Genomic DNA, 20,272 nt, shown 5'->3' on the forward strand with positions numbered 1-20,272 from the left:
AAATTAATCCTCCCAGATTTCCTCTGCACGCCAGGCCCGTCCACGGCCAGGTGCGGATCGTTTCGAGTGGCGCAAACCTATCCAGAGACCCTCTTCGGGGGAATACCTACTAGTACGTAGAAACATGTTCATGAACGAAAAAACTGGCCAATATCGGCCTCTGCCAACGGCCTTTTCGGCGTTGCAAATCGCAAAGTGGGTTTGCGTCCGGCGCGAATCGCGCGTATCGAATCACGCATGCGCCGGCTTTTGCAAAGCTTACGACCATCTTACGGCCAGAAACTTTTCCTGCTGGCCACACTGCCACTTGTTCTGGCCGTGACGGCGATCGCGTTGCTGGTGGCAAACCAGTCGCGGCAACTGGCCGCGCGCGAAATTCGCCAGCTGGAAACCCAGCTGATCGAGGCCAAGAAGGCCGAACTGCGCAATTACGTGACCCAGGCGCGCAACGGATTCTACTTCGTCTATGGCCGCGCCGCACCGGATGACCAGGCCGCCAAGCAGCAGGTGATGCAGATCCTGTCGGCGATGATCTATGGCGAGGAAGGATTCTTCTTCGTCTATGACTATGACGGCAACAATCTGGTCAGCCCGCGCCAGACCGACCTGATCAACCGCAACTGGATGGACCTGACCGACAGCGAAGGCACCCCGGTGGTGGCCGACTTCATCGCCACCGCGCGGCAGGGGGCGGGCTATGTCGAACACCTGTGGCCGAAACCCTCGACCGGGGAAGAGGCGCGGATGATCACCTATGTCACCTCTTTCCCGTCCTGGCGGTGGGCGGTGGGGACCGGCGTGTTCATCGATGACATTCTGCAGCACGTGGCCTCGACCCGGGCCGAGGTGGAGGAACGGGTACAGCGTACCTTCATCTATATCAGCGTGATCACCCTCGCGGCGCTGCTGCTGGTGTTCTTTTCCGGCATGGTCATCAATATCCGCGAACGCCGGCTGGCCGATGCCAAGCTGAAAAAGCTGACCCAGCGGGTATTCGACGCGCAGGAAGAAGAACGAGGCCGCGTCGCGCGCGAATTGCATGATGGCATCAGCCAGATCCTTGTCGGCATCCGCTACGCGCTGGAAATCGCCCGGCGGCGGTTTCAGGCCGGCGACGAGAGAGCCAGCGAAACGCTGGACAAGGGCATCGATCATCTGTCCGGCGCGATCCAGGAAGTACGCCGGATCAGCCGCGACCTGCGCCCCGGTGCGCTCGACGACCTCGGGCTTGGCCCGGCAATCCAGACGCTGAGCGAGGATTTCAGCATCCGCACCGGGATCAATGTCGATTTTAACACGGTTGTGTTCCGCAACCGGCTTGACGAGGACAGCAAGATCGCGCTTTACCGCATCGCGCAAGAAGCGCTTACCAATGTCGAACGCCATGCCGATGCCACCGAGGTCACGGTCGATCTGCGCGGCCACCGCCAGGGGGCGACGCTGCGCATCAGCGACAACGGCCGCGGCCTGTCCGGGTCACATGATCGCGACACCGGCGAAACTCTGGGCGGGCTGGGATTGCGCAACATGCAGGAACGGATTGAACAGCTGGACGGAACCCTTAAAATTCAGTCGGGGCGTGACGGAACAACGATCGAAGCGATCGTGCCTCTCAACCACCTGCTGCCGCCGGACCGCCCCTCCGAGACGCCGAAGAAAGCAATCTGATGACAAACCCCGTTAGAGTCGTGATCGTCGATGATCACCCGATGGTCGCCGAAGGCATCCAGTCGATCCTGGAAGCCTATGACGATATCGAAATCGTCAGTGCCTTCCACAAGGGCCGCGAAATCATCGAAGCGGTGGAAACCCTGCGCCCCGACGTGGTGCTGATGGATCTCAACATGCCCGACATCGGCGGGCTTTCGGCAACCGAGATCATCCTCGAACGCTGCCCCGAAACCCGGGTGCTGATCCTGTCGATGCATGACAGCCGCGAATATATCAGCTCGGCGCTGAGTCACGGCGCGATGGGCTATGTCCTCAAGGACGTGCCGACCGAGGAAATCAAGGCCGCCATCGATGCCGTGATGCGCGGCGAGCGCTACCTGTGCACCGGCGCGCAGGGATCGCTGACCCCGCCAGACGGCAAAACCCGTGAACAGCTGACCGAGCGGGAACAGACGATCCTGCTGCAGCTGGCGCAGGGCAAGTCGAATAAGGAAGTGGCCATCGCGCTGGACATTTCGGTGCGCACGGTGGAAACCCACCGCAAGAACATCAAGCGCAAACTGGGCATTTCCTCGACCGCGGGCCTGACCCGCTATGCGCTGGAACATGGGGTTCTGCAGGGAACCGGCGTGGTCCTCTGACAGCTGGCCTGCCCGCCCCGGGCGCCATTTGCACCGCCGAATGTCGCCGACCAGGGTAAGACGCGCAATATTTGCAAAGAAAAACTGTCGCGGGCGACACTTTTCGTTTTTTTCTCGGTTGACGCCCCCTGCCCCCGCCCATAATACTCCGGCCAGTACTTTAAGGAGCCTCTGACGATGCAAACGCTAGTCGTAATCGTAGGAACATGGCGCATGGGCCGGTAACGGACACCATAATGGAACCCCATGCGCCCCCGACTGAAAATCGGGGGCTTTTTATTGGCTGATTTATTGACGTCGTAAACGGAGCGAAAAGATGACACGTCAGATGACCGGAGCGAAAATGGTGGTCCAGGCCCTTAAGGATCAGGGCGTGGATGTCGTATTCGGATATCCCGGCGGCGCCGTGCTACCGATTTACGACGAGATCTTCCTGCAAAACGATATCCGCCACGTGCTGGTGCGTCACGAACAGGGCGCGGTGCATGCCGCCGAGGGCTATGCCCGTTCCACCGGCAAGCCGGGCGTGGTCCTGGTGACCTCGGGCCCCGGCGCCACCAACGCGGTGACCGGCCTGACCGATGCATTGCTCGACTCGATCCCGATCGTGGTACTGACCGGCCAGGTGCCGACCTTCATGATCGGCTCGGACGCGTTCCAGGAAGCCGACACCGTGGGCATCACCCGGTCCTGCACCAAGCACAACTGGCTGGTGAAGGATACCGACAAGCTGGCGGGCACCATCCACGAAGGGTTCCACGTCGCCAAGTCGGGCCGCCCCGGCCCGGTTCTGATCGACATCCCGAAGGACGTGCAGTTCGCCTCCGGCAAATATGTCGAGCCGCAGAAGATCGAGATCAGCCACTACCAGCCCCAGATAAAGGGCGACATGGCCGAGATCGAGGAACTGGTCGAGGCGATCGAAAACGCCAAGAAGCCGATCTTCTACACCGGCGGCGGAGTGATCAATTCCGGCCCGGCGGCGAGCCAGCTGTTGCGCGAACTGGCCGATGCTACCGGGTTCCCGGTGACCTCGACCCTGATGGGTCTGGGCGCCTATCCCGCCAGCGGCAAGGGCTGGCTGGGCATGCTTGGCATGCACGGGCTTTACGAGGCCAACATGGCGATGCACGACTGCGACCTGATGATCAACGTCGGGGCGCGGTTCGACGACCGGATCACCGGCCGCATCGACGCCTTCAGCCCGAAATCGAAAAAGGCCCATATCGACATCGACCCCAGTTCGATCAACAAGGTGATCCGCGTCGACATCCCGATCGTCGGCGATGTCGGCCACGTTCTGGAAGACGTGCTGAAGGTGTGGAAATCGCGCGGCCGCAAGACCAACCGCGAGGCGCTGCAGGCCTGGTGGAAGCAGATCGACGGCTGGAAGGCCATCGACTGCCTGAAGTTCAAGCAGGAAGGCCAGACCATCAAGCCGCAATACGCGCTGCAACGGCTGGAAGAGCTGACCAAGGGGATGGACCGCTATGTCTGTACCGAGGTCGGCCAGCACCAGATGTGGGCGGCGCAGTATCTGGGCTTCGAAGACCCGAACCGCTGGATGACGTCCGGCGGCCTGGGCACCATGGGCTATGGCCTACCGGCCTCGGTCGGGATCCAGATGGCGCATCCCGACGCCCTCGTGATCAACGTCGCCGGCGAAGCGTCCTGGCTGATGAACATGCAGGAAATGGGCACCGCCGTTCAGTTCCGTCTGCCGGTCAAGCAGTTCATCCTGAACAACGAACGGTTGGGCATGGTGCGGCAGTGGCAGGAATTGCTGCACGGCGAACGCTATTCGCAAAGCTGGTCCGAGGCGCTGCCCGATTTCGTCAAGCTGGCCGAGGCGTTTGGCTGCAAGGGCATCTGCGTCAGCGACCCCGCGGATCTGGACGACGCGATCATGGAAATGCTGGAATATGACGGTCCGGTGATCTTCGACTGCCTGGTGGAAAAGCACGAAAACTGCTTCCCGATGATCCCGTCGGGCGAGCCCCACAACAAGATGCTTCTGGGCGAAGCCAGCACCAAGGACGCGATCGGGTCTTCCGGCGCGGTCCTGGTCTAGGCCCCGAGCCCCGGGGGCTGACGGCCCCCGGACCCCCGTGGATATTTTTGAAAAGAAGAAGACATCATGGCTGCTCTACACATCAAAAAAGGCTCGACCAAGCATTCCGCCTACAACCTGCGCCCGACCTTTTCGGACAAGAAGGAACGCCACACGCTGGCGGTGATCGTCGACAACGAACCGGGCGTTCTGGCCCGCGTGATCGGGCTGTTTTCCGGCCGCGGCTACAATATCGAAAGCCTGACCGTGGCCGAGGTGGATCACCTGGGCCATTATTCCCGCATCACCATCGTCACCGAGGGCACGCCGCAGGTTATCGAACAGATCAAGGCGCAGCTGGGCCGGATCGTGCCGGTGCACGACGTGCACGACCTGACCGTCGAGGGCGCGACGGTGGAACGCGAACTGGCGCTGGTGAAGGTGCGCGGCGACGGCGAGAAGCGGGTCGAGGCGCTGCGCCTGGCCGATATCTTCCGCGCCAACGCGGTCGACAGCACGCTGGAAAGCTTCGTGTTCGAAATCACCGGAACGCCGGAAAAGATCGATGCCTTCGCCGAGCTGATGCGCCCGCTGGGCCTGATCGAAGTGGCGCGTACCGGCGTCGCGGCATTGTCGCGCGGGGCCTGACCCGGCGCCTGCCCGTCTGTCACGCAATTCTGCGAGCAATGCCCCCCGGCGCCAAGCCGGGGGGCTTTTTCTTAGCCTTGCTTCATCGGGAAGGCGCCGGCCTTTTTCATCTCCGACACTTCCTGAGCGTCCAGCAGGCCTTCGGCGGAAATGTCGAATTCGGCGAAAAGTTCTTCGGTCAGATCCGGGAAAGCCGCCGACAGCTCGGCGAAGCTGTAGGACCCGTCGCCATCGGTATCGAGGCTGGCGTCGATCTGCTCGGCCAGAACCGGACTGGCCAGGGTCAGGGCGATTGCGGCGGTGTTCAGACGTGTTGCGATACGCATTTTCATATCCTCTTGTCAGTTTTCTCGGACGGCACTGTGCCTGTCCTGGGACTATCCGATCATCACCGCGCGGCAGCGGGAAGCGGCGGGCGGGCCAGGGCCGGTTTGCGGCGGTCCGCCGCGAATTTCCGCGATTCCCGTGGGCAGGGTTTGGCGCAGAAATCGGCCCCGGCGGAACATCACCGGCAGCGGCCCCGCGATTGGGCGGCCCGGCGCCGGTTTTGCCGCCCCGGCCGGATCGGCAAAGCGCCGCCCATGACGGGAATCGGCCCCAAACGAAACAACCGCGCCAGGGACTGGCGCGGTTGCGGGCGAGTTTCAGGGTGTCGCCGGAAGCGTTATTTCTGGATCGATTCCAGGTAATAGGCCAGCGACAGGATTTTGCCGCGGGTATAGACCGGGCCGCCATAGGGGCCGAAATCCTGATCATCCGAGAACAGCGCGCCGAAGATCGGCATCGGCCCGCCATGCGCCCGCACCCCGGTGCGGCCGTCGATCACATGGATCACCTGGAGCATCGGGAAAACCCCGTCATTGCGCGCCGCCAGCGTGGTCAGGTCGGGCACTTCGGTGGTCAGCACATCGGCGACCGCCCCCTGTCCCATGCCATATTCGCCATGGCAGGCGGCGCAATATTGCATGAAGGTCGTTTTTCCGGGATCTGTCATTTCATCGGCCAAGGTTGGCCCGCTAAAGATCGCCGCGACGGCAGCGGCCGCGAAAAGAACCCTTTTATGCATTGGTCTTCTCCTCCTGGTTAATGGATTATGCGACACGCAAAGACGGCCGCGAAATACAAGTTCCCACTCATTAATCGGTACGAAATAACCAATCCGAATACGTTGACCTGCATCAATGCAGGGCCGCGAGGCCCGCCTTAGCCTTCGCGGCAGATCAGCCGGTAAAGGTGCCAGGTGGCATGCCCCAGCAGCGGCAGGGTGAAAAACAGCCCCAGGAATGCCGGCAACATCGCGACGAAAGTGATCGCGGCGATGAACGCCGCCCAGGCAAGCATCGGAAACAGGTTTTCCTGCACCGTCCTGAAGCTCGCGATCATCGCGGTGACGTAGTCGACTTCACGATCCAGCAGCATCGGCAGGGACAACACGGTGACCATGTAAAGCAGAAGCGCGAACCCCGCGCCCACCGCCGTGCCCAGCCCCAGCATGATCAGACCGTTGGCGGTCAGGAAGATGTCGAAGGAAGACGACACGTTGGTCATCGTCATCGTCCCCATGAACAGGGCGAAGATCATGTGGGCGATGAAGAACCAGAACAGGAACATGAAGATGATGATGGCGCTGATCGAGGGCAACTGGCGCTTCGATTGCTTCGCCACCACGCCGAAGATCTGGTAGAGGTCCATCGCCCGGTCCTGCTCGATCCGGCGACTGACCTCGTACAGTCCGACCGCCGCGAAGGGTCCGATCAGCGGGAACCCCACCGCCGCGAAGATCAGCCAATAGCTTTGCCCGGTCACGTAGGTGACCCAGGCCATGATCAACCCCAACACGACATAGAAAGCGGCGAAGACGCAGCCGAAGCCCGGCGCGCGCTTCATGTCCGCCCAGCCCCGGCGCAAGGCCTCGGCCAATGTCGCGAAAGTCACCTCTCCAAATTCGGGGGCACCCGGCAAAGGGGTATCCGGCATTCGTATCCTCCCATACAAATATTCTTGTTTTTGAGTATGGGAGGGGGTTTTCAGGACAAAATCAAGCTCTACGACAGCAAGGGCGGGCGTTTCCCGGCCCATTGGGTCCCTTCGTGCCAGGCCTGGCCCAGCTGCAGCACCCGCAAATCGCCGCGCGCCGGGCCGACCAGTTGCAGCCCCATCGGCAGACCGTTTTCACCGAACCCCGCCGGGACGCTCAGGCAGGGCAGACCGATCAGGCTGACCGGCACCACGACTTCCATCCAGCGGTGATAGGTATCCATGGCGTGGCCCGCGATGGATTTCGGATAACGCTGCTCCACCGGGAAAGGCCAGACCTGCGCCGTGGGCATCACCAGCAGATCGTATTCCTCGAACAGCTCTGCCGCCTTGCGGAACCATTGTGTCCGCACCACGCTGGCGCGGTGCACGTCCATCGCACTGAGCTTCAGGCCCAGTTCGATTTCCCAGATCGCTTCGGGTTTCAATTCGTCCCGGTGGGTTTCCAGCAGCGGGCCGAGCTTGGCCGCGACGGCCCAGGACCGCAGCGTGATCCAGGCGCTCCACAACTGTTCGGCGGGCATTGGCGGGGCCACCTCTTCGACGATACCGCCCATCTGCTCGAAGGATTTCAGCGCCTCCTTGCAGGTGTCCATGACGCCTTCCTCCATCGGGTAGGCGCCGCCCCAGTCACCGAGCCAGCCGATCCGGGCATAGGCCAGATCTCCCATCATCCGGTCGAGATAGATCTCCGGCAACAACCCGTGCGGCTGGTTGTGGTCCCAGCCCGACTGCACTTCGAGAAGCGCCGCGATGTCTGCGGGCGACCGCCCCATCGGGCCGTTGGTGGACAGCTGGTGCAGGAACATGTCGCCTTCGGGATCGGAGGGAACCCGGCCCCAGCTGGGCCGGAAGCCATAGACATTGCACCAGGCCGCCGGGTTGCGCAGGCTGCCCATCATGTCCGACCCGTCGGCCACGCACAGCATCCGCGACGCCAGCGCCGCCGCCGCACCGCCGGACGATCCGCCAGCGGATTTCGACAGGTCATAGGGATTGTGTGTGTGGCCGTGCACCGGGTTGAACGTGTGGCTGCCCAGGCCGAATTCCGGCGTGTTGGTCTTGCCGATGAACAGCCCGCCGGCCCGGCGCATCCGGCTGACGAAAATGGAATCCTCCTTGGCGATCTGCCCGGCCATGATCGGCGATCCCATCGAGGTTTCGATCCCCGCCACATTGGCCAGGTCCTTGACCGCCAGCGGAATCCCGTGCAGCCAGCCGCGCCGGGGGGAGTTGTCGACCTTGCGCGCCTCGGCGATCAGCGTGTCGGGGTCGCACATCGAGATGATCGCGTTGACCTTGCCGTTGACAGCGCCGATCCGGTCGAGCGTGGCCTTCATCAGCTCTTCCGCGCTCAGCTCGCGCGTTTCCAGAAGGGCCGAAATTTCAAGCGCATCCCGATCCAGCAAATCCATAACTCAAGACTCCCACAACAAAAACGACGGAACCATCCGCGCTGCTACAAATGGGTCAAGTGCGGCTTTGGCGCAAGCCCCTACGGCCGCGCATTTGAAGGGAAACCTATGCGAAAGGCTTAGGAAGGACACCGGAAACGACGAAGCGAACGCGTCTTCCCCCCTGCCCCGCCCGGCGGTACGGGCGGGAACCCCGCGCGGCAAGCGGTTCAAAACGGCCCGTTCAGACGACAGGTAACGAAAGCCGGATCAGTCCTCGCTCTGGGCGTCGGCGCGGCTTTTTCCGGCGACATCCATCGCCAGGGTCGCGGCCATCAGACCATCCAGATCGCCATCCAGAACCCCGGCGGTGTCCGAGGTCTCAAACCCGGTGCGCAGGTCCTTGACCATCTGGTAGGGCTGCAGAACGTAAGACCGGATCTGGTTGCCCCAGCCGGCGTCGCCCTTGGCTTCGTGCGCCTCGTTGATCGCCGCGTGACGGCGGTCCAGCTCCATCTGGTAGAGCCGCGATTTCAGCGCCTTCATGGCGATGTCGCGGTTCTGGTGCTGCGACTTTTCCGAAGAGGTCACCACGATATTGGTCGGGATGTGGGTGATCCGCACCGCCGAATCGGTGGTGTTAACGTGCTGTCCGCCCGCGCCCGAGGACCGGTAGGTATCGATGCGGATATCGGCCGGGTTGACCTCGATCTCGATATTGTCGTCGACCACCGGGTAGACCCAGACCGAACTGAACGAGGTATGGCGCCGCGCGGCACTGTCATAGGGCGAGATGCGCACCAGCCGGTGCACGCCCGATTCCGATTTCAGCCAGCCATAGGCGTTATGGCCGGAAATCTTGTAGGTGGCGGATTTGATCCCGGCCTCTTCGCCCGGGCTCATCGATTGCAGTTCGACCTTGTAGCCCTTCTTTTCGGCCCAGCGGACATACATCCGCGCCAGCATCGAGGCCCAATCGCAGCTTTCGGTGCCGCCCGCGCCCGAGTTGATTTCGAGGAAGGTGTCGTTGGAATCCGCTTCGCCGTTCAAGAGCGCTTCGAGCTCTTTCTTGGCGGCTTTCTTGGCCAGCGCCTTCAGCGCCTCCTCGGCCTCGGTGACGACCTCCTCGTCCTCTTCCATCTCGCCCAGTTCGATCAGCTCGATATTGTCGGACATTTCCTGCTTGATGCCGTCATGCGTATTGATCGCATCAAGCAGCGACTGACGTTCGCGCATCAGTTTCTGGGCGTTTTCCGGATCATCCCACAGCGTCGGGTCCTCGACCCGGGCGTTGAATTCCTCCAGCCGGAACTGCGCGGTCTCCCAATCCATCCGCTGGCGCAACAGCTCCAGCGACTTTTCGATTTCGGAAACGGTATTTTGGACCTCGGCGCGCATCGGTCATCCTTGTGAAAAACTCTCAGTGCCGGGTGATAAACCAGCGGGGGAACGGGGGCAAGCGCTGTGCGGGCGCAGGGCCGGCTGGCGGGCGTTCCAAGGGGACACGCCCCCCGGCTACCTCAGTAAAGCCCGCCCGAGGAGACCGACCCGAAGGTCGCCTTGGGCCCGACAATCGCGGTGTCGCCGGTCGAGGTGGTGACCTCGCGACCGGGATCGCCGACCTCTTCGAAAAGCGGCAGGTTCGATCCCATGGCAAAACCGCCATCGAAGGTGATGCCGAACAGCGGCTCTTCCCCGTCGCGAAAATATTCCGCCACCACGTCGGCCCCGGAGGCATCGTTGGGCAGGCGTTCGCCGGTATAGCGGTCGATCTTGATGAAATGGCCGCCCTCGGGAACCTTGAACGGTCCGCCGCCGTATTTCTTGGTGGCTTCCTTCATGAATTCGGTGAAGACCGGGCCGCACATGCTGCCACCATAGGCGCCACGCCCCAGCGGCCGCGGCTGGTCATGGCCCATGTAGCAGCCCGCCACGATATTGCTGGTGAAGCCGACGAACCACACGTCGCGCGCCTGGTTGGTGGTGCCGGTCTTGCCCGCCACCGGCACGTCCAGATTGACCGTGCTCGACGCGGTGCCACGATCGACCACGCCTTTCATCATCGAAGTCAGCTGATAGGCGGTGATCGCATCCATCACCCGTTCACGGTTCGACACGATGGCCGGGCTGCGACCGGCGGGGACCTTCGGGTTGGCGCAATCGACGCAGTCGCGCCTGTCGTGGCGATAGATCGTCTTGCCATAGCGATCCTGAATCCGGTCGACCAGCGTCGGTTCCACCCGTTCGCCGCCATTGGCGAACATCGCATAGGCCGCGACCATGCGGTAGAGCGTGGTTTCATCCGCGCCCAGCGAATTGGCCAGGAACTTGCCCATGTTGTCATAGACCCCGAACCGTTCGGCGTAATCGGCCACAACGTCCATGCCGATTTCCTGCGCCAGGCGGATCGTCATCAGGTTCCGAGACATTTCGATCCCGGTACGCAGCGGCGTCGGGCCGTAGAACTTGTTCGACGAATTGCGCGGGCGCCACAGGCCCTGCGGCGTGTTCACCTCGATCGGGGCGTCGATCACGATGGTTGCGGGGGAATAGCCGCTGTCCAGTGCCGCAGCATAGACGAAGGGCTTGAAGCTCGACCCCGGCTGGCGCATCGCCTGGGTGGCACGGTTGAACACCGAGTCCTGGTAGCTGAAGCCGCCCTGCATCGCGATCACCCGGCCGGTATTGACGTCCATCGCCATGAATCCGCCCTGGATTTCCGGCACTTGCCGCAGGGTCCAGCGGTCGAAGCTGCCATCCTTCTTGGTCTGGGCACGCACCAGAACCACGTCGCCCACGCTCAGCAGGTCGCCGGCAACACGCGCCTTCTTGGCCAGCTTGCCGTCTTCCAGCTTCTTGCGGGCCCATTGCACGTCCTTGGCGATGATCCAGTGGCCGTCCGCGTCCTCGTCCACCCCTTCGATGCCGATCCGGGCGTCCTGCTTGCCCAGTTCCAGCACCACCGCCGGGTGCCAGACCCCGTCCAGATCGATGTCGCGCGGCATCTCCGTGGCCGCCAGCGCGGCGCGCCAGCTGGCCTCGTCGGTCAGCTGATCGGCCGGGATCGTGACCCCGGAGCCAATCCAAATGCCCCGCGCGCGGTCGTACTTTTCCAGACCCCGGCGCAGCGCGATGGCGGCTTCGACCTGCATTTCGGGATCGACGGTCGCGCGCACGGTCATGCCGCCCGAGAAGAACTGTTCCTCGCCGAAATCGCGGCTCAGCTGGCGGCGGATTTCGTCGGTGAAATAATCGCGCGGCGGCAGGGCCGACTTGAAGCTGTCAAAATCGCCGTTCTGCACCGAGCGCAGCGGCTTTTGCTTTTCGCTCTCATAGACCGCTTTCGAGATATAGCCGTTCTCGGCCATCTCCTTCAGCACGAAGTCGCGCCGCGCCAGCACCCGGTCCTTGTTGCGGACGGGGTGGAACTTGCCCGGCGCCTTCGGCATCGAGGCCAGCGTCGCCGCCTCGTGCGGGGCCAGTTCGCCCAGCGTCTTGTTGAAATAGGTCTGCGCCGCCGCCGTCACGCCATAGGAATTCTGGCCGAGGAAGATTTCGTTGAGATAAAGCTCGAGGATCTTGTCCTTGCTCAGCGTTTCTTCGACCCGGGTGGCGAGGATGATTTCCTTGATCTTGCGTTCGATCTTGCGTTCGCCGCCCAGCAGGAAGTTCTTCATCACCTGCTGGGTGATGGTCGAGGCGCCGCGCACCGATCCGCCGCGGGTTTTCACCGCTTCCAGCGCCGCTGCGGCGATGCCGCGCGCGTCATAGCCCTTGTGGGTGTAGAAATTCTTGTCCTCGGCCGAGATGAAGGCGTGTTTCACCAGGTCGGGGATATCCTCGGCCGGGGTGAACAGGCGACGTTCCTGCGCGAATTCGTCGATCATCTGGCCTTCGCCGGAATAGATCCGGCTGATCGTCGGCGGGGTGTATTGCGCCAGGCTCTCGTGGCTGGGCAGATCGCGGCCATAGATATAGAAGATCGACCCGATACTCAGCGCGACAACCGCCAGCCCGAGGGTGACCAGGGTGAAAATGGCCCCGAAGAAAGAAAGAATGAACCTGAGCACGCGCGCCGCCCCTTTTGAATGGTTGCCACTCTATAATGTCGGCATTCGGCGCCGTCAAAACAACTCCGCTTGAAGCCTGGGCCGTTTTCCGCTGTTTCGGCCCCGCCTACTGCCGCACCAGTTTGGCCAGCGCCGCGTCCTCGGCGGCCCAGGCGCGCAGCGCGTCGCGGATGCCGGCCGCCATGGCGATGCGCCATTGCTTGTTCGACAGGTTCTCCATGTCGCGCGGATTGGACAGGAAGCCGACCTCGAGCAGGACCGAGGGAATATCGGCCGCCTTGAGCACCGAAAAGGCGGCGCGGCGCACCGGACGGTGGTTCATCGCCAGCCCCGCCTCCTTGATCCCTGCGACCATCGACTGGGCCAGCCGTTCGGTACGCGGCCGGGTTTCCTGCCGCGCCAGGTCCATCAGGATACCGGCCACGACGTCATCCTGCCCGGTCAGGTCGACCCCCGACAGGATATCGTCGCGATCATGCCGTTCCGCCAGCTTGGCCGAGGCGGCGTCGGTGGCGTTTTCCGACAGCAGGTGCAGCGTTGCCCCCTTTGCCTGCCCCTCGGCCAGCGCATCGGCATGCAGCGACAGGAACACATGTGCACCGGCCTCGTGGGCGATGGCGACGCGGCGTTCCAGCGACACGAACCGGTCGTCGTCGCGGGTCAGCACCACCTCGAACCCTCCCGAGCGCAGCAGCGTTTCCTTCAGTTCGCGGGCAAAGGCCAGCATCAGGTCCTTTTCGCTGTAGCCGTCGCGTTCGGCGCCGGGATCGATGCCGCCATGGCCGGGATCCAGTACCACCACCAGAGGCCCCTCGCCCGGCAGACCCTTGGTTTCGGATCGTGCCGTCGGTTCGGGCAGGTCCCAGCGGGGATCGTACGGCGCGCCGGAGCGCGCGGCGAAGCTTTCGAAATCGGTCTCGATCAGGGTGACGGACAGACGCGCCTTGCCGCTGTCCGGCGCCACCACCATTCCCGCCTCGCTGATTGCGTAAGGCCCTTTCAGATCGACCACCATCCGCGACCAGCCCGGTCGGAAGGTGCCGAAGCGCAGGTCGCTTGCCCTGTCGGCATTCAGCAGCACCGGCTTGGTCACCCCGCGCCAGTCCACTTCGCGGAAATCCAACACCAGCCGCGCCGGATCGGCCAGCGTATAGACGCGGTAGGGCACACCCTGGCTCAGCGCCAGTTCCACCTTGATGCCGCTTCTGCGGTCGGTGATCTGCGAATTGCCGATCTCGACGCGCGCGAGGCCGGAAAGGTCCTGCGCCGTCGCGGGCAAGGCCCAAAGCGCCAGCGCAAAGGCCAGCCGCAACTGTCTGAAAATACCGCTCATCTGCCCGGTTCCCGGTTGTTGTTGGCGCCACACTATCCCGAACGGGGCCGGTTTGCACAGCCCCGCGAGCGGGTTTCATCACTCTTCGCAACCCCGATGGCGCCGCCCGGCCTCGTGGCGGCCTTACCGCCGCGCGGCCATGAACCGTTCCAGCCGCTTCAGCCCCTCGACGATATCCGCCGTGGCGCGGGCATAGGAAAACCGCAGCGTCCCTGCCCCGCGAACGGGATCGAAATCCAGCCCCGGCGTCACCGCCACCCCGGCCTTTTCCAAGATCTCGGCGGCGAAGGCGCGGCTGTCATCGGTCAGGTCGCTGACATCGGCATAGACGTAAAACGCCCCGTCCGGCGGCGCGATCTTGTCAAAGCCGGCTTTGGGCAGCCCTTCCAGCATCAGCCGGCGGTTTTCGCGGTAGACGGCCATGTTGGCCTCGAGCTCCTCGCCGCAATCCATCGCCGCCAGCGCCGCGACCTGGCTGGCGTGGCTGGGACAGATGAACATGTTCTGCGCCAGTCTCTCGATCACCCGGACATGATCCTCGGGCACCACCATCCAGCCGATGCGCCAGCCGGTCATGCTAAAATACTTGGAAAAGGAATTGATCACGTAGCAATCATCGGTGACCTCCAGCGCGGTGACCGCCTTCGCCTCGTATTCGATGCCGTGATAAATCTCGTCGCTGATGAAGGCGGTGTCGCTGGCCTGACAGGCCTCGACCAGCGCCTGCATCGCGGGTTTGTCCAGCATGGTGCCCGACGGGTTGGCGGGCGAGGCCACCATCAGCCCCTGCAGATCCATGCCCGCGAAATCCGCAGGCACCGGCTGCAGCCGGTGATCCGGCGACGCCTGCAGCCCCACGGGAACAAGGTCCAGCGCCTTGACGATCTGCCGGTAGGACGGATAGCCCGGTTCGCCGATCCCGATCCGGTCGCCGGCATCGAACAAGGCGGTGAAGGCCAGAAGGAAAGCCCCCGACGATCCCGGCGTGACGATCACCCGGTTCCAGTCAAGATCGACATCGTACCAGTCGCCGTAAAGCCGCGCGATGCGTTTGCGCAGCGCCGGCAGGCCAAGCGCGACGGTATAACCCATCGCGTCGTCCTGCATCAGCCGGGCCAATGCCTGACGCGCGCCTTCGGGGGCCGCGGTACCGGGTTGGCCGACTTCCATGTGGATGATATCGCGCCCCGCTTCCTCGGCGGCGCGGGCGGCTTCCATCACGTCCATCACAATAAAGGGATCGACCTGTGATCGTCTTGAGTTCCGCATGGTTTCCTTCCTATGCTGCGAGCCAACCGAAGGGCCAATTCATCCGGAAACAGGCGCGCCGTCAATGCATCCTCTTCTTCGCTTTCTCGCCGTACTGGCGGTCATGCTGTCGCATGCGCTGCCGGCGCAGGCTGTCACGCTGCTGCGCGACGCGGATATCGAACACGCCCTCGGCCGTCTTGCGCAGCCGGTTTTGAACGCTGCCGGGCTGCCGGCGGGATCCGTCAAGGTGATGGTGATCCGCGACAGCAGCCTGAATGCCTTCGTGGTCGATCACCGCCATATCTTCATCCATTCGGGGTTGCTGCTGAAGATGAAGACAGCAGACGAGCTGCAATCGGTGCTGGCGCATGAGGCCGCGCATATCGCCAACGGGCATATCGCGCGGCGCTTCAGCAACATGCGGATGGCCAACACGATCAGCGGGCTGGGCATCGCGCTGGCGGCGGCGGCTGCGGCCTCGGGCGCGGACGGGTCCGCGGTGAGCGCCCTGGGCCTTGGTGTCAGCAGTTCCGCCAACCGCGTGTTCATGTCCCATACCCGGGCCGAGGAAAGCGCCGCCGACAATTCCGCGATCCGCTACATGATCTCGGCCAGGGCCGATCCCAAAGCGATGATCGATCTGCTCAATATCTTCAGCGGTCAGGAACTGCTGAACCAGAGCCGGCAGGATCCCTATGCCCGCACCCATCCGCTGACCCGCGACCGGCTGCGGGCGGTGCAGGCGCAGGTGACGGCGGCCAAGGCCAAGCCGGGCCGGAACAAGGATGCCGATTACTGGTTCGCCCGCGCCCAGGGCAAGCTGTCGGCCTTCCTGCGCGCGCCGAGCTGGACCTTGCGCCGGGCCGGATCCAGCGCCAGCAAGGATATCGCCTTGGTGCGGCAGGCCGTCGCCTATCACCGCAAGCCCGACAGCGCCAAGGCGCTCGCCGCGATCGGCAAGCTGATCGCGCTGCGGCCAAAGGATCCCTTCGTGCATGAACTGAACGGGCAGATTCTGCTGGAAAGCCGCCGCGCCGAAGCCTCCGTTGCCGCCTATGGCCGCGCCGCGGCGCTGGCGCCCGGCAATGCTTTGATCCTTGGCGGACAGGGCCGCGCCTTGCTGGCCGCTGGTCAGCCCAAGCGCGCGCTGCAGGCGCTGGAAAAAGCCCGGGCGCGTGATTTCACAGACGCGCGGGTGCTGCGCGACATGGCCACGGCCTATGCCAAAACCGGCAAGACCGGCATGGCCTCGGTGGTCACCGCCGAACGCTATGCCCTTGCCGGACGGTTCAAAGATGCCCAGATACATGCCAAACGCGCGGCGGACCTTTTGCCGCGCGGGTCGGCCCCTTGGCTTCGCGCGCAGGATGTGCTCTCTGCTGCCGAGGCCCAAGCCAGCAAAAGGAAGTAAACATGAAGAAATTCCTCGCCGCCGTCGCTTTTTCGACCCTTGCGCTCCCGGCGCAGGCCTTCGACATCAGCGATATGAACGACCAGGAACGCGCTGAATTCCGCGCCGAGGTGCGGGCCTATCTTCTGGAAAACCCCGAGGTGATCCTCGAGGCCTACCAGGTCTACGAACAACGTCAGGCCGTGGCCGAAGTGGCACGTGACAAACAGATGGTGCAGGCCAACAGCGACGCCATTTTCAACGATGACCGGGCCTGGGTCGGCGGCAACCCCGAAGGCGACATCACTTTAGTCGAATTCATGGACTACCGCTGCGGCTATTGCCGCAAGGCGCATGACGAAGTGAAGCAATTGCTGGAAACCGACGGCAACATCCGCTTCATCGTGAAGGAATTCCCGATCCTCGGCGACGACTCGGTGCTGACATCGCGTTTTGCCATCGCCACCAGGCTGGTCGCGGGCGATGACGCCTATGGCAAGATGAACGACGCCCTGATCAAGTTCCGTGGCAAGGTCAGCGAAAAATCCATGGTGCGTCTGGCCAACACGATGGGGCTGGACGGAAAGGCGATCGCCGCCCGCATGAACGACCCGGAGGTCGACCAGCTGATCGGCGACAATCACGTGCTGGCGCAGAAACTGGGCATCAGCGGCACCCCGACCTTCGTCCTGCAGGACCAGATGCTGCGCGGATACGTACCGCTGGCCAACATGACCGAACTGGTCGCTGCCACCCGCGCGCAGAAGTGATCCCCCGGCCCGCCTTGGTTCTTGCTTGGACGGCCCTGCTTGCGGGGCCGTCTTTTGCTCAGGGCGGATCGCTCTTCGACGAACGGGAACGTGCTGCTCTGGGGCATGAACTGCGTGCGGCGCTGCTGGCCGATCCCGAACCGGTCTGGCAGGCCTTCAACCCGCCTGCCCCGTCACCCTACCAGGACGACATCGACCGCGATCTGGTGCAGCTCAGCGCCGCCGCCGGTGAATTGTTCGACCCCGCCGCCACGGAAATCGGATCGCCCGAAGCCGAGAAGGTGCTGGCGCTTTTCGTGCGGCCGAGTTGCGCGGGGTGCGAAAGGGCGCGCGCCGATCTCGCCGCGCTTGCAGAGCGGCTCGATTTGCGGGTGACGGTGTTCGATCTGGACCAGGATGCGGCACTGGCAGAGCGGATCGGGGTCGACATGGCGCCGAGCTATGTCCTGCCCCGGATGATTGTCCGCGGTGACGTGCCCGCGGCGGTGATCGAGAAATACCTGACGCGCTAGGCGTATGACCGGGCCAAGACCGGCCTATTCCGCCGCGTCCGGCGTGGTTTCCGACTCGATCGCTTCGGCGCGCTTTTCGACCTCTTCGACGATATGATCGATCATCTGTTCGTTGGACATCTTGTGGCTGGCCTTGCCCGCCAAGTACACCATACCCGACCCGGCGCCGCCACCAGTGAAGCCGACATCGGTCATCAAGGCCTCGCCCGGCCCGTTCACCACGCAGCCGATGATCGACAGGCTCATCGGCGTCTTGATATGCTCCAGCCGCTTTTCCAGCGCCTCGACCGTCTTGATCACATCGAAGCCCTGCCGGGCGCAGCTGGGGCAGGAAATGATGTTGACGCCGCGATGGCGCAGGCCCAGCGATTTCAGAATCTCGTAGCCGACCTTGACCTCTTCCACCGGGTCGGCCGACAGGCTGACCCGGATCGTGTCGCCGATCCCCATCCACAGCAGGTTGCCCAGCCCGATCGCCGATTTGATCGTGCCCGACATCAGCCCGCCGGCTTCGGTGATGCCCAGGTGGATCGGCGCGTCGGTCTGCTCGGCCAGCTGCTGATAGGCGGCGGCGGCCATGAATACGTCCGACGCCTTCACACTGATCTTGAATTCGTGGAAATCGTGATCCTGCAGGATCTTGATGTGATCCATGCCGCTTTCGACCATCGCGTCGGGACACGGTTCGCCGTATTTTTCCAGCAGGTGCTTTTCCAGGCTGCCAGCGTTGACGCCAATGCGGATCGAACAGTTGTGATCGCGCGCCGCCTTGATCACTTCCTTCACGCGCTTCTCGTCACCGATATTGCCCGGATTGATCCGCAGGCAGGCTGCACCCGCCTCGGCGCTCTCGATCCCGCGCTTGTAGTGGAAATGGATGTCGGCGACGATCGGCACCGGGCTTTCGCGCACGATTTCCTTCAATGCCTTGGAACTGGCCTCATCCGGGACCGAAACCCGCACGATATCCGCCCCGGCCTCTGCCGCACGCTGCACCTGATCGATCGTGGCCTTCACGTCCGAGGTGATCGTGTTGGTCATGGTCTGCACCGAAATCGGCGCATCGCCCCCGACCGGCACGTTGCCGACATGGATCTTGCGGCTTTCGCGGCGATAGATGTTGCGCCACGGGCGGACGTGGTTCAGCGACATGGTAGGAAACCTCTGCTATTGCAGCTTGGACATAGGCCATCGCCGCGCCCGCTTCAACGGGTTGAACCGTCTCAATCGAGGTTATGGCAGACCGGTTCGGGCGCGCCGCCGCGCAGATCGGCGACGATATTGGCCAGTTCGCCGTCGGCTTCCAGATCGGCCACCTGATAGGTCGCGGCCAGATGATCGACCGACAAGGTCAGGTTCGAGGTGACAGACCCGCGCTCGCCCGCCGGGCCCAGCGTCTTGCCGTCGACGGCGAAATAGATCGCGCCGCTGTCGCCCACGCGGATCGTGTGCGGCTGTTCCGTCTGCGCCACGGAATAGGTTTCGCAGGGTTCCATGATCCCTTCGAACACCGCGGTGCCGTCGGCGGCGCGGACCCGCACCCAGGACGGCCGTGCTGCGACGATGGTGATACCTTCGCCAAGCGTTTCGACAACCTGCGGCAGCACCTGTTCCGGCTCTGGTCCGGCGATAGGTTCGGGATCGGCGAACACGGCGGCGAACCGATCCGGCATCGCCGGCACGAAACTGCCCACGGTGGAGGGATCAAGGGTGGAAATCGGCGCGTCGCGCGCCACCAGCACCGGAACGTCCAGCGCCTGCGGCCGGTACAAGCGATCCAAGGCTTCCTGCGGCGGGGTGAAGGTGCCGCTTTGCGCGGTCGCCGGCCCTGTCCCGGTCGTCGACAGCGGGTCCAGATCGGCCAGCACGTCGGGCGTGTTTTCCACCGGGGCGAACTGCACCCGCTGAATTTCGTTCAGCACCGTCCAGCCGCCGAAACCGATGCCGCCGATCAGCGCCATCAGCACCAGCGCCGATCCGATCGCTCCGGGTTCGACGGACGCGAAGAAACCTTCCTTTTCCGGCGCGAAGGGGGTGGTCGGCGCGTTGAAGGGATCGCGACCGTTCATCGTGGCCAGCGGCACCTCTTTCGCCTTCTTCTGGCCCGATGCGCTGGCGGACATGCCATGGGCGGTGGTGAAGCCGCTTTCCTCGCAGAAGCGGCTGAACGCCTCTTCCGGGTCCATGCCGAGATAGCGGGCATAAGAACGGACATACCCGGCGATGAAGCCGGGCGTGTCGAAGACCGAAGGGTCCGCATTTTCGATGGCAGCGATGTAGGCGGCCTTGATGCGCAATTCGCGCTGCACATCGAGCAGGGATTTGCCCATCGTGGCCCGTTCGCCACGCATGACATCGCCCAGACGCATTTCGAAATCGTCAAACCCCTTGGGCCCGACATTCACCTCGCCTGACACCTGCGGTGCTTTTCGCCTGATCATCCCCACTGCCCTACTTGCTGATTCGTATACCGAACCACACGATCCGAACACGATCTTTTGTTTC

17 protein-coding genes are annotated in these 20,272 nt (G+C 63.4%); 7 read left to right on the plus strand and 10 right to left on the minus strand.

Features of this window, described 5'->3' with window-relative positions:
- Positions 1-237 precede the first annotated feature (237 nt).
- The 4 genes from IT775_RS12755 (at position 238) to ilvN (ending at position 5,010) form a co-directional block, all read left to right on the plus strand.
- Positions 238-1,668: a cache domain-containing protein gene (locus IT775_RS12755; RefSeq protein WP_212701505.1), complete on the plus strand. Its 1,431-nt coding sequence runs from the start codon at positions 238-240 to the stop codon at positions 1,666-1,668.
- Positions 1,668-2,312: a response regulator transcription factor gene (locus IT775_RS12760; RefSeq protein WP_212701506.1), complete on the plus strand. Its 645-nt coding sequence runs from the start codon at positions 1,668-1,670 to the stop codon at positions 2,310-2,312. Before IT775_RS12755 ends, IT775_RS12760 begins: the two co-directional genes overlap by 1 nt.
- A gap of 316 nt (positions 2,313-2,628) precedes the next feature.
- Positions 2,629-4,383, plus strand: coding sequence for an acetolactate synthase 3 large subunit (locus IT775_RS12765; RefSeq protein ID WP_212701507.1), 1,755 nt, complete (start codon positions 2,629-2,631; stop codon positions 4,381-4,383).
- A gap of 66 nt (positions 4,384-4,449) precedes the next feature.
- Positions 4,450-5,010, plus strand: coding sequence for an acetolactate synthase small subunit (gene ilvN, locus IT775_RS12770; protein WP_212701508.1), 561 nt, complete (start codon positions 4,450-4,452; stop codon positions 5,008-5,010).
- Between the two features lie 71 nt (positions 5,011-5,081).
- Here the strand turns inward: ilvN and IT775_RS12775 are convergent, their stop codons facing one another.
- From IT775_RS12775 to IT775_RS12810, 8 genes are all read right to left on the minus strand, one after another.
- Positions 5,082-5,336, minus strand: a complete 255-nt coding sequence (locus IT775_RS12775; RefSeq protein WP_212701509.1) for an EF-hand domain-containing protein — start codon at positions 5,334-5,336, stop codon at positions 5,082-5,084.
- 338 nt (positions 5,337-5,674) lie between these two features.
- Positions 5,675-6,076 carry a c-type cytochrome gene (locus IT775_RS12780; protein WP_212701510.1) on the minus strand — a complete coding sequence of 134 codons (402 nt, stop codon included), beginning with the start codon at positions 6,074-6,076 and terminating at the stop codon, positions 5,675-5,677.
- A 137-nt stretch (positions 6,077-6,213) separates the two neighbouring features.
- Positions 6,214-6,987 carry a DUF2189 domain-containing protein gene (locus IT775_RS12785; RefSeq protein WP_212701511.1) on the minus strand — a complete coding sequence of 258 codons (774 nt, stop codon included), beginning with the start codon at positions 6,985-6,987 and terminating at the stop codon, positions 6,214-6,216.
- A 68-nt stretch (positions 6,988-7,055) separates the two neighbouring features.
- Positions 7,056-8,462, minus strand: coding sequence for an amidase (locus IT775_RS12790; protein ID WP_212701512.1), 1,407 nt, complete (start codon positions 8,460-8,462; stop codon positions 7,056-7,058).
- 249 nt (positions 8,463-8,711) lie between these two features.
- Positions 8,712-9,839, minus strand: a complete 1,128-nt coding sequence (gene prfB, locus IT775_RS12795) for a peptide chain release factor 2 (RefSeq protein WP_212701513.1) — start codon at positions 9,837-9,839, stop codon at positions 8,712-8,714.
- A gap of 122 nt (positions 9,840-9,961) precedes the next feature.
- Complete coding sequence (locus IT775_RS12800; RefSeq protein WP_212701514.1) at positions 9,962-12,511, minus strand: penicillin-binding protein 1A; 2,550 nt, start codon at positions 12,509-12,511, stop codon at positions 9,962-9,964.
- 106 nt (positions 12,512-12,617) lie between these two features.
- On the minus strand, positions 12,618-13,844 hold the full coding sequence (locus tag IT775_RS12805) for an N-acetylmuramoyl-L-alanine amidase (RefSeq protein WP_212701515.1): 1,227 nt from the start codon (positions 13,842-13,844) through the stop codon (positions 12,618-12,620).
- 123 nt (positions 13,845-13,967) lie between these two features.
- Positions 13,968-15,113: a pyridoxal phosphate-dependent aminotransferase gene (locus IT775_RS12810; RefSeq protein ID WP_212701516.1), complete on the minus strand. Its 1,146-nt coding sequence runs from the start codon at positions 15,111-15,113 to the stop codon at positions 13,968-13,970.
- A gap of 64 nt (positions 15,114-15,177) precedes the next feature.
- Here IT775_RS12810 and IT775_RS12815 point away from each other — a divergent pair, with 64 nt between their 5' ends.
- Genes IT775_RS12815 through IT775_RS21595 form a run of 3 tightly spaced genes read left to right on the plus strand, consistent with a single transcriptional unit; the run spans position 15,178 to position 17,767 of the window.
- Positions 15,178-16,506, plus strand: a complete 1,329-nt coding sequence (locus IT775_RS12815; protein ID WP_246525559.1) for a M48 family metalloprotease — start codon at positions 15,178-15,180, stop codon at positions 16,504-16,506.
- A gap of 2 nt (positions 16,507-16,508) precedes the next feature.
- Positions 16,509-17,255, plus strand: coding sequence for a DsbA family protein (locus tag IT775_RS12820; RefSeq protein WP_212701518.1), 747 nt, complete (start codon positions 16,509-16,511; stop codon positions 17,253-17,255).
- Positions 17,252-17,767, plus strand: a complete 516-nt coding sequence (locus IT775_RS21595) for a glutaredoxin family protein (RefSeq protein WP_212701519.1) — start codon at positions 17,252-17,254, stop codon at positions 17,765-17,767. Before IT775_RS12820 ends, IT775_RS21595 begins: the two co-directional genes overlap by 4 nt.
- Before the next feature lie 24 nt (positions 17,768-17,791).
- Here the strand turns inward: IT775_RS21595 and ispG are convergent, their stop codons facing one another.
- Both ispG and IT775_RS12835 read right to left on the minus strand, forming a co-directional pair.
- The gene (gene ispG, locus IT775_RS12830; protein ID WP_212701520.1) at positions 17,792-18,919 is read right to left on the minus strand and encodes a flavodoxin-dependent (E)-4-hydroxy-3-methylbut-2-enyl-diphosphate synthase; all 1,128 of its coding nucleotides are present in this window, start codon (positions 18,917-18,919) and stop codon (positions 17,792-17,794) included.
- Between the two features lie 71 nt (positions 18,920-18,990).
- Positions 18,991-20,208, minus strand: coding sequence for a helix-turn-helix domain-containing protein (locus IT775_RS12835; protein WP_212701521.1), 1,218 nt, complete (start codon positions 20,206-20,208; stop codon positions 18,991-18,993).
- Between the last annotated feature and the right edge of the window lie 64 nt (positions 20,209-20,272).

This window comes from Thalassovita aquimarina, assembly GCF_018219815.1.
In the GTDB taxonomy this organism is placed as follows: Bacteria; Pseudomonadota; Alphaproteobacteria; order Rhodobacterales; family Rhodobacteraceae; genus Thalassobius; species Thalassobius aquimarinus.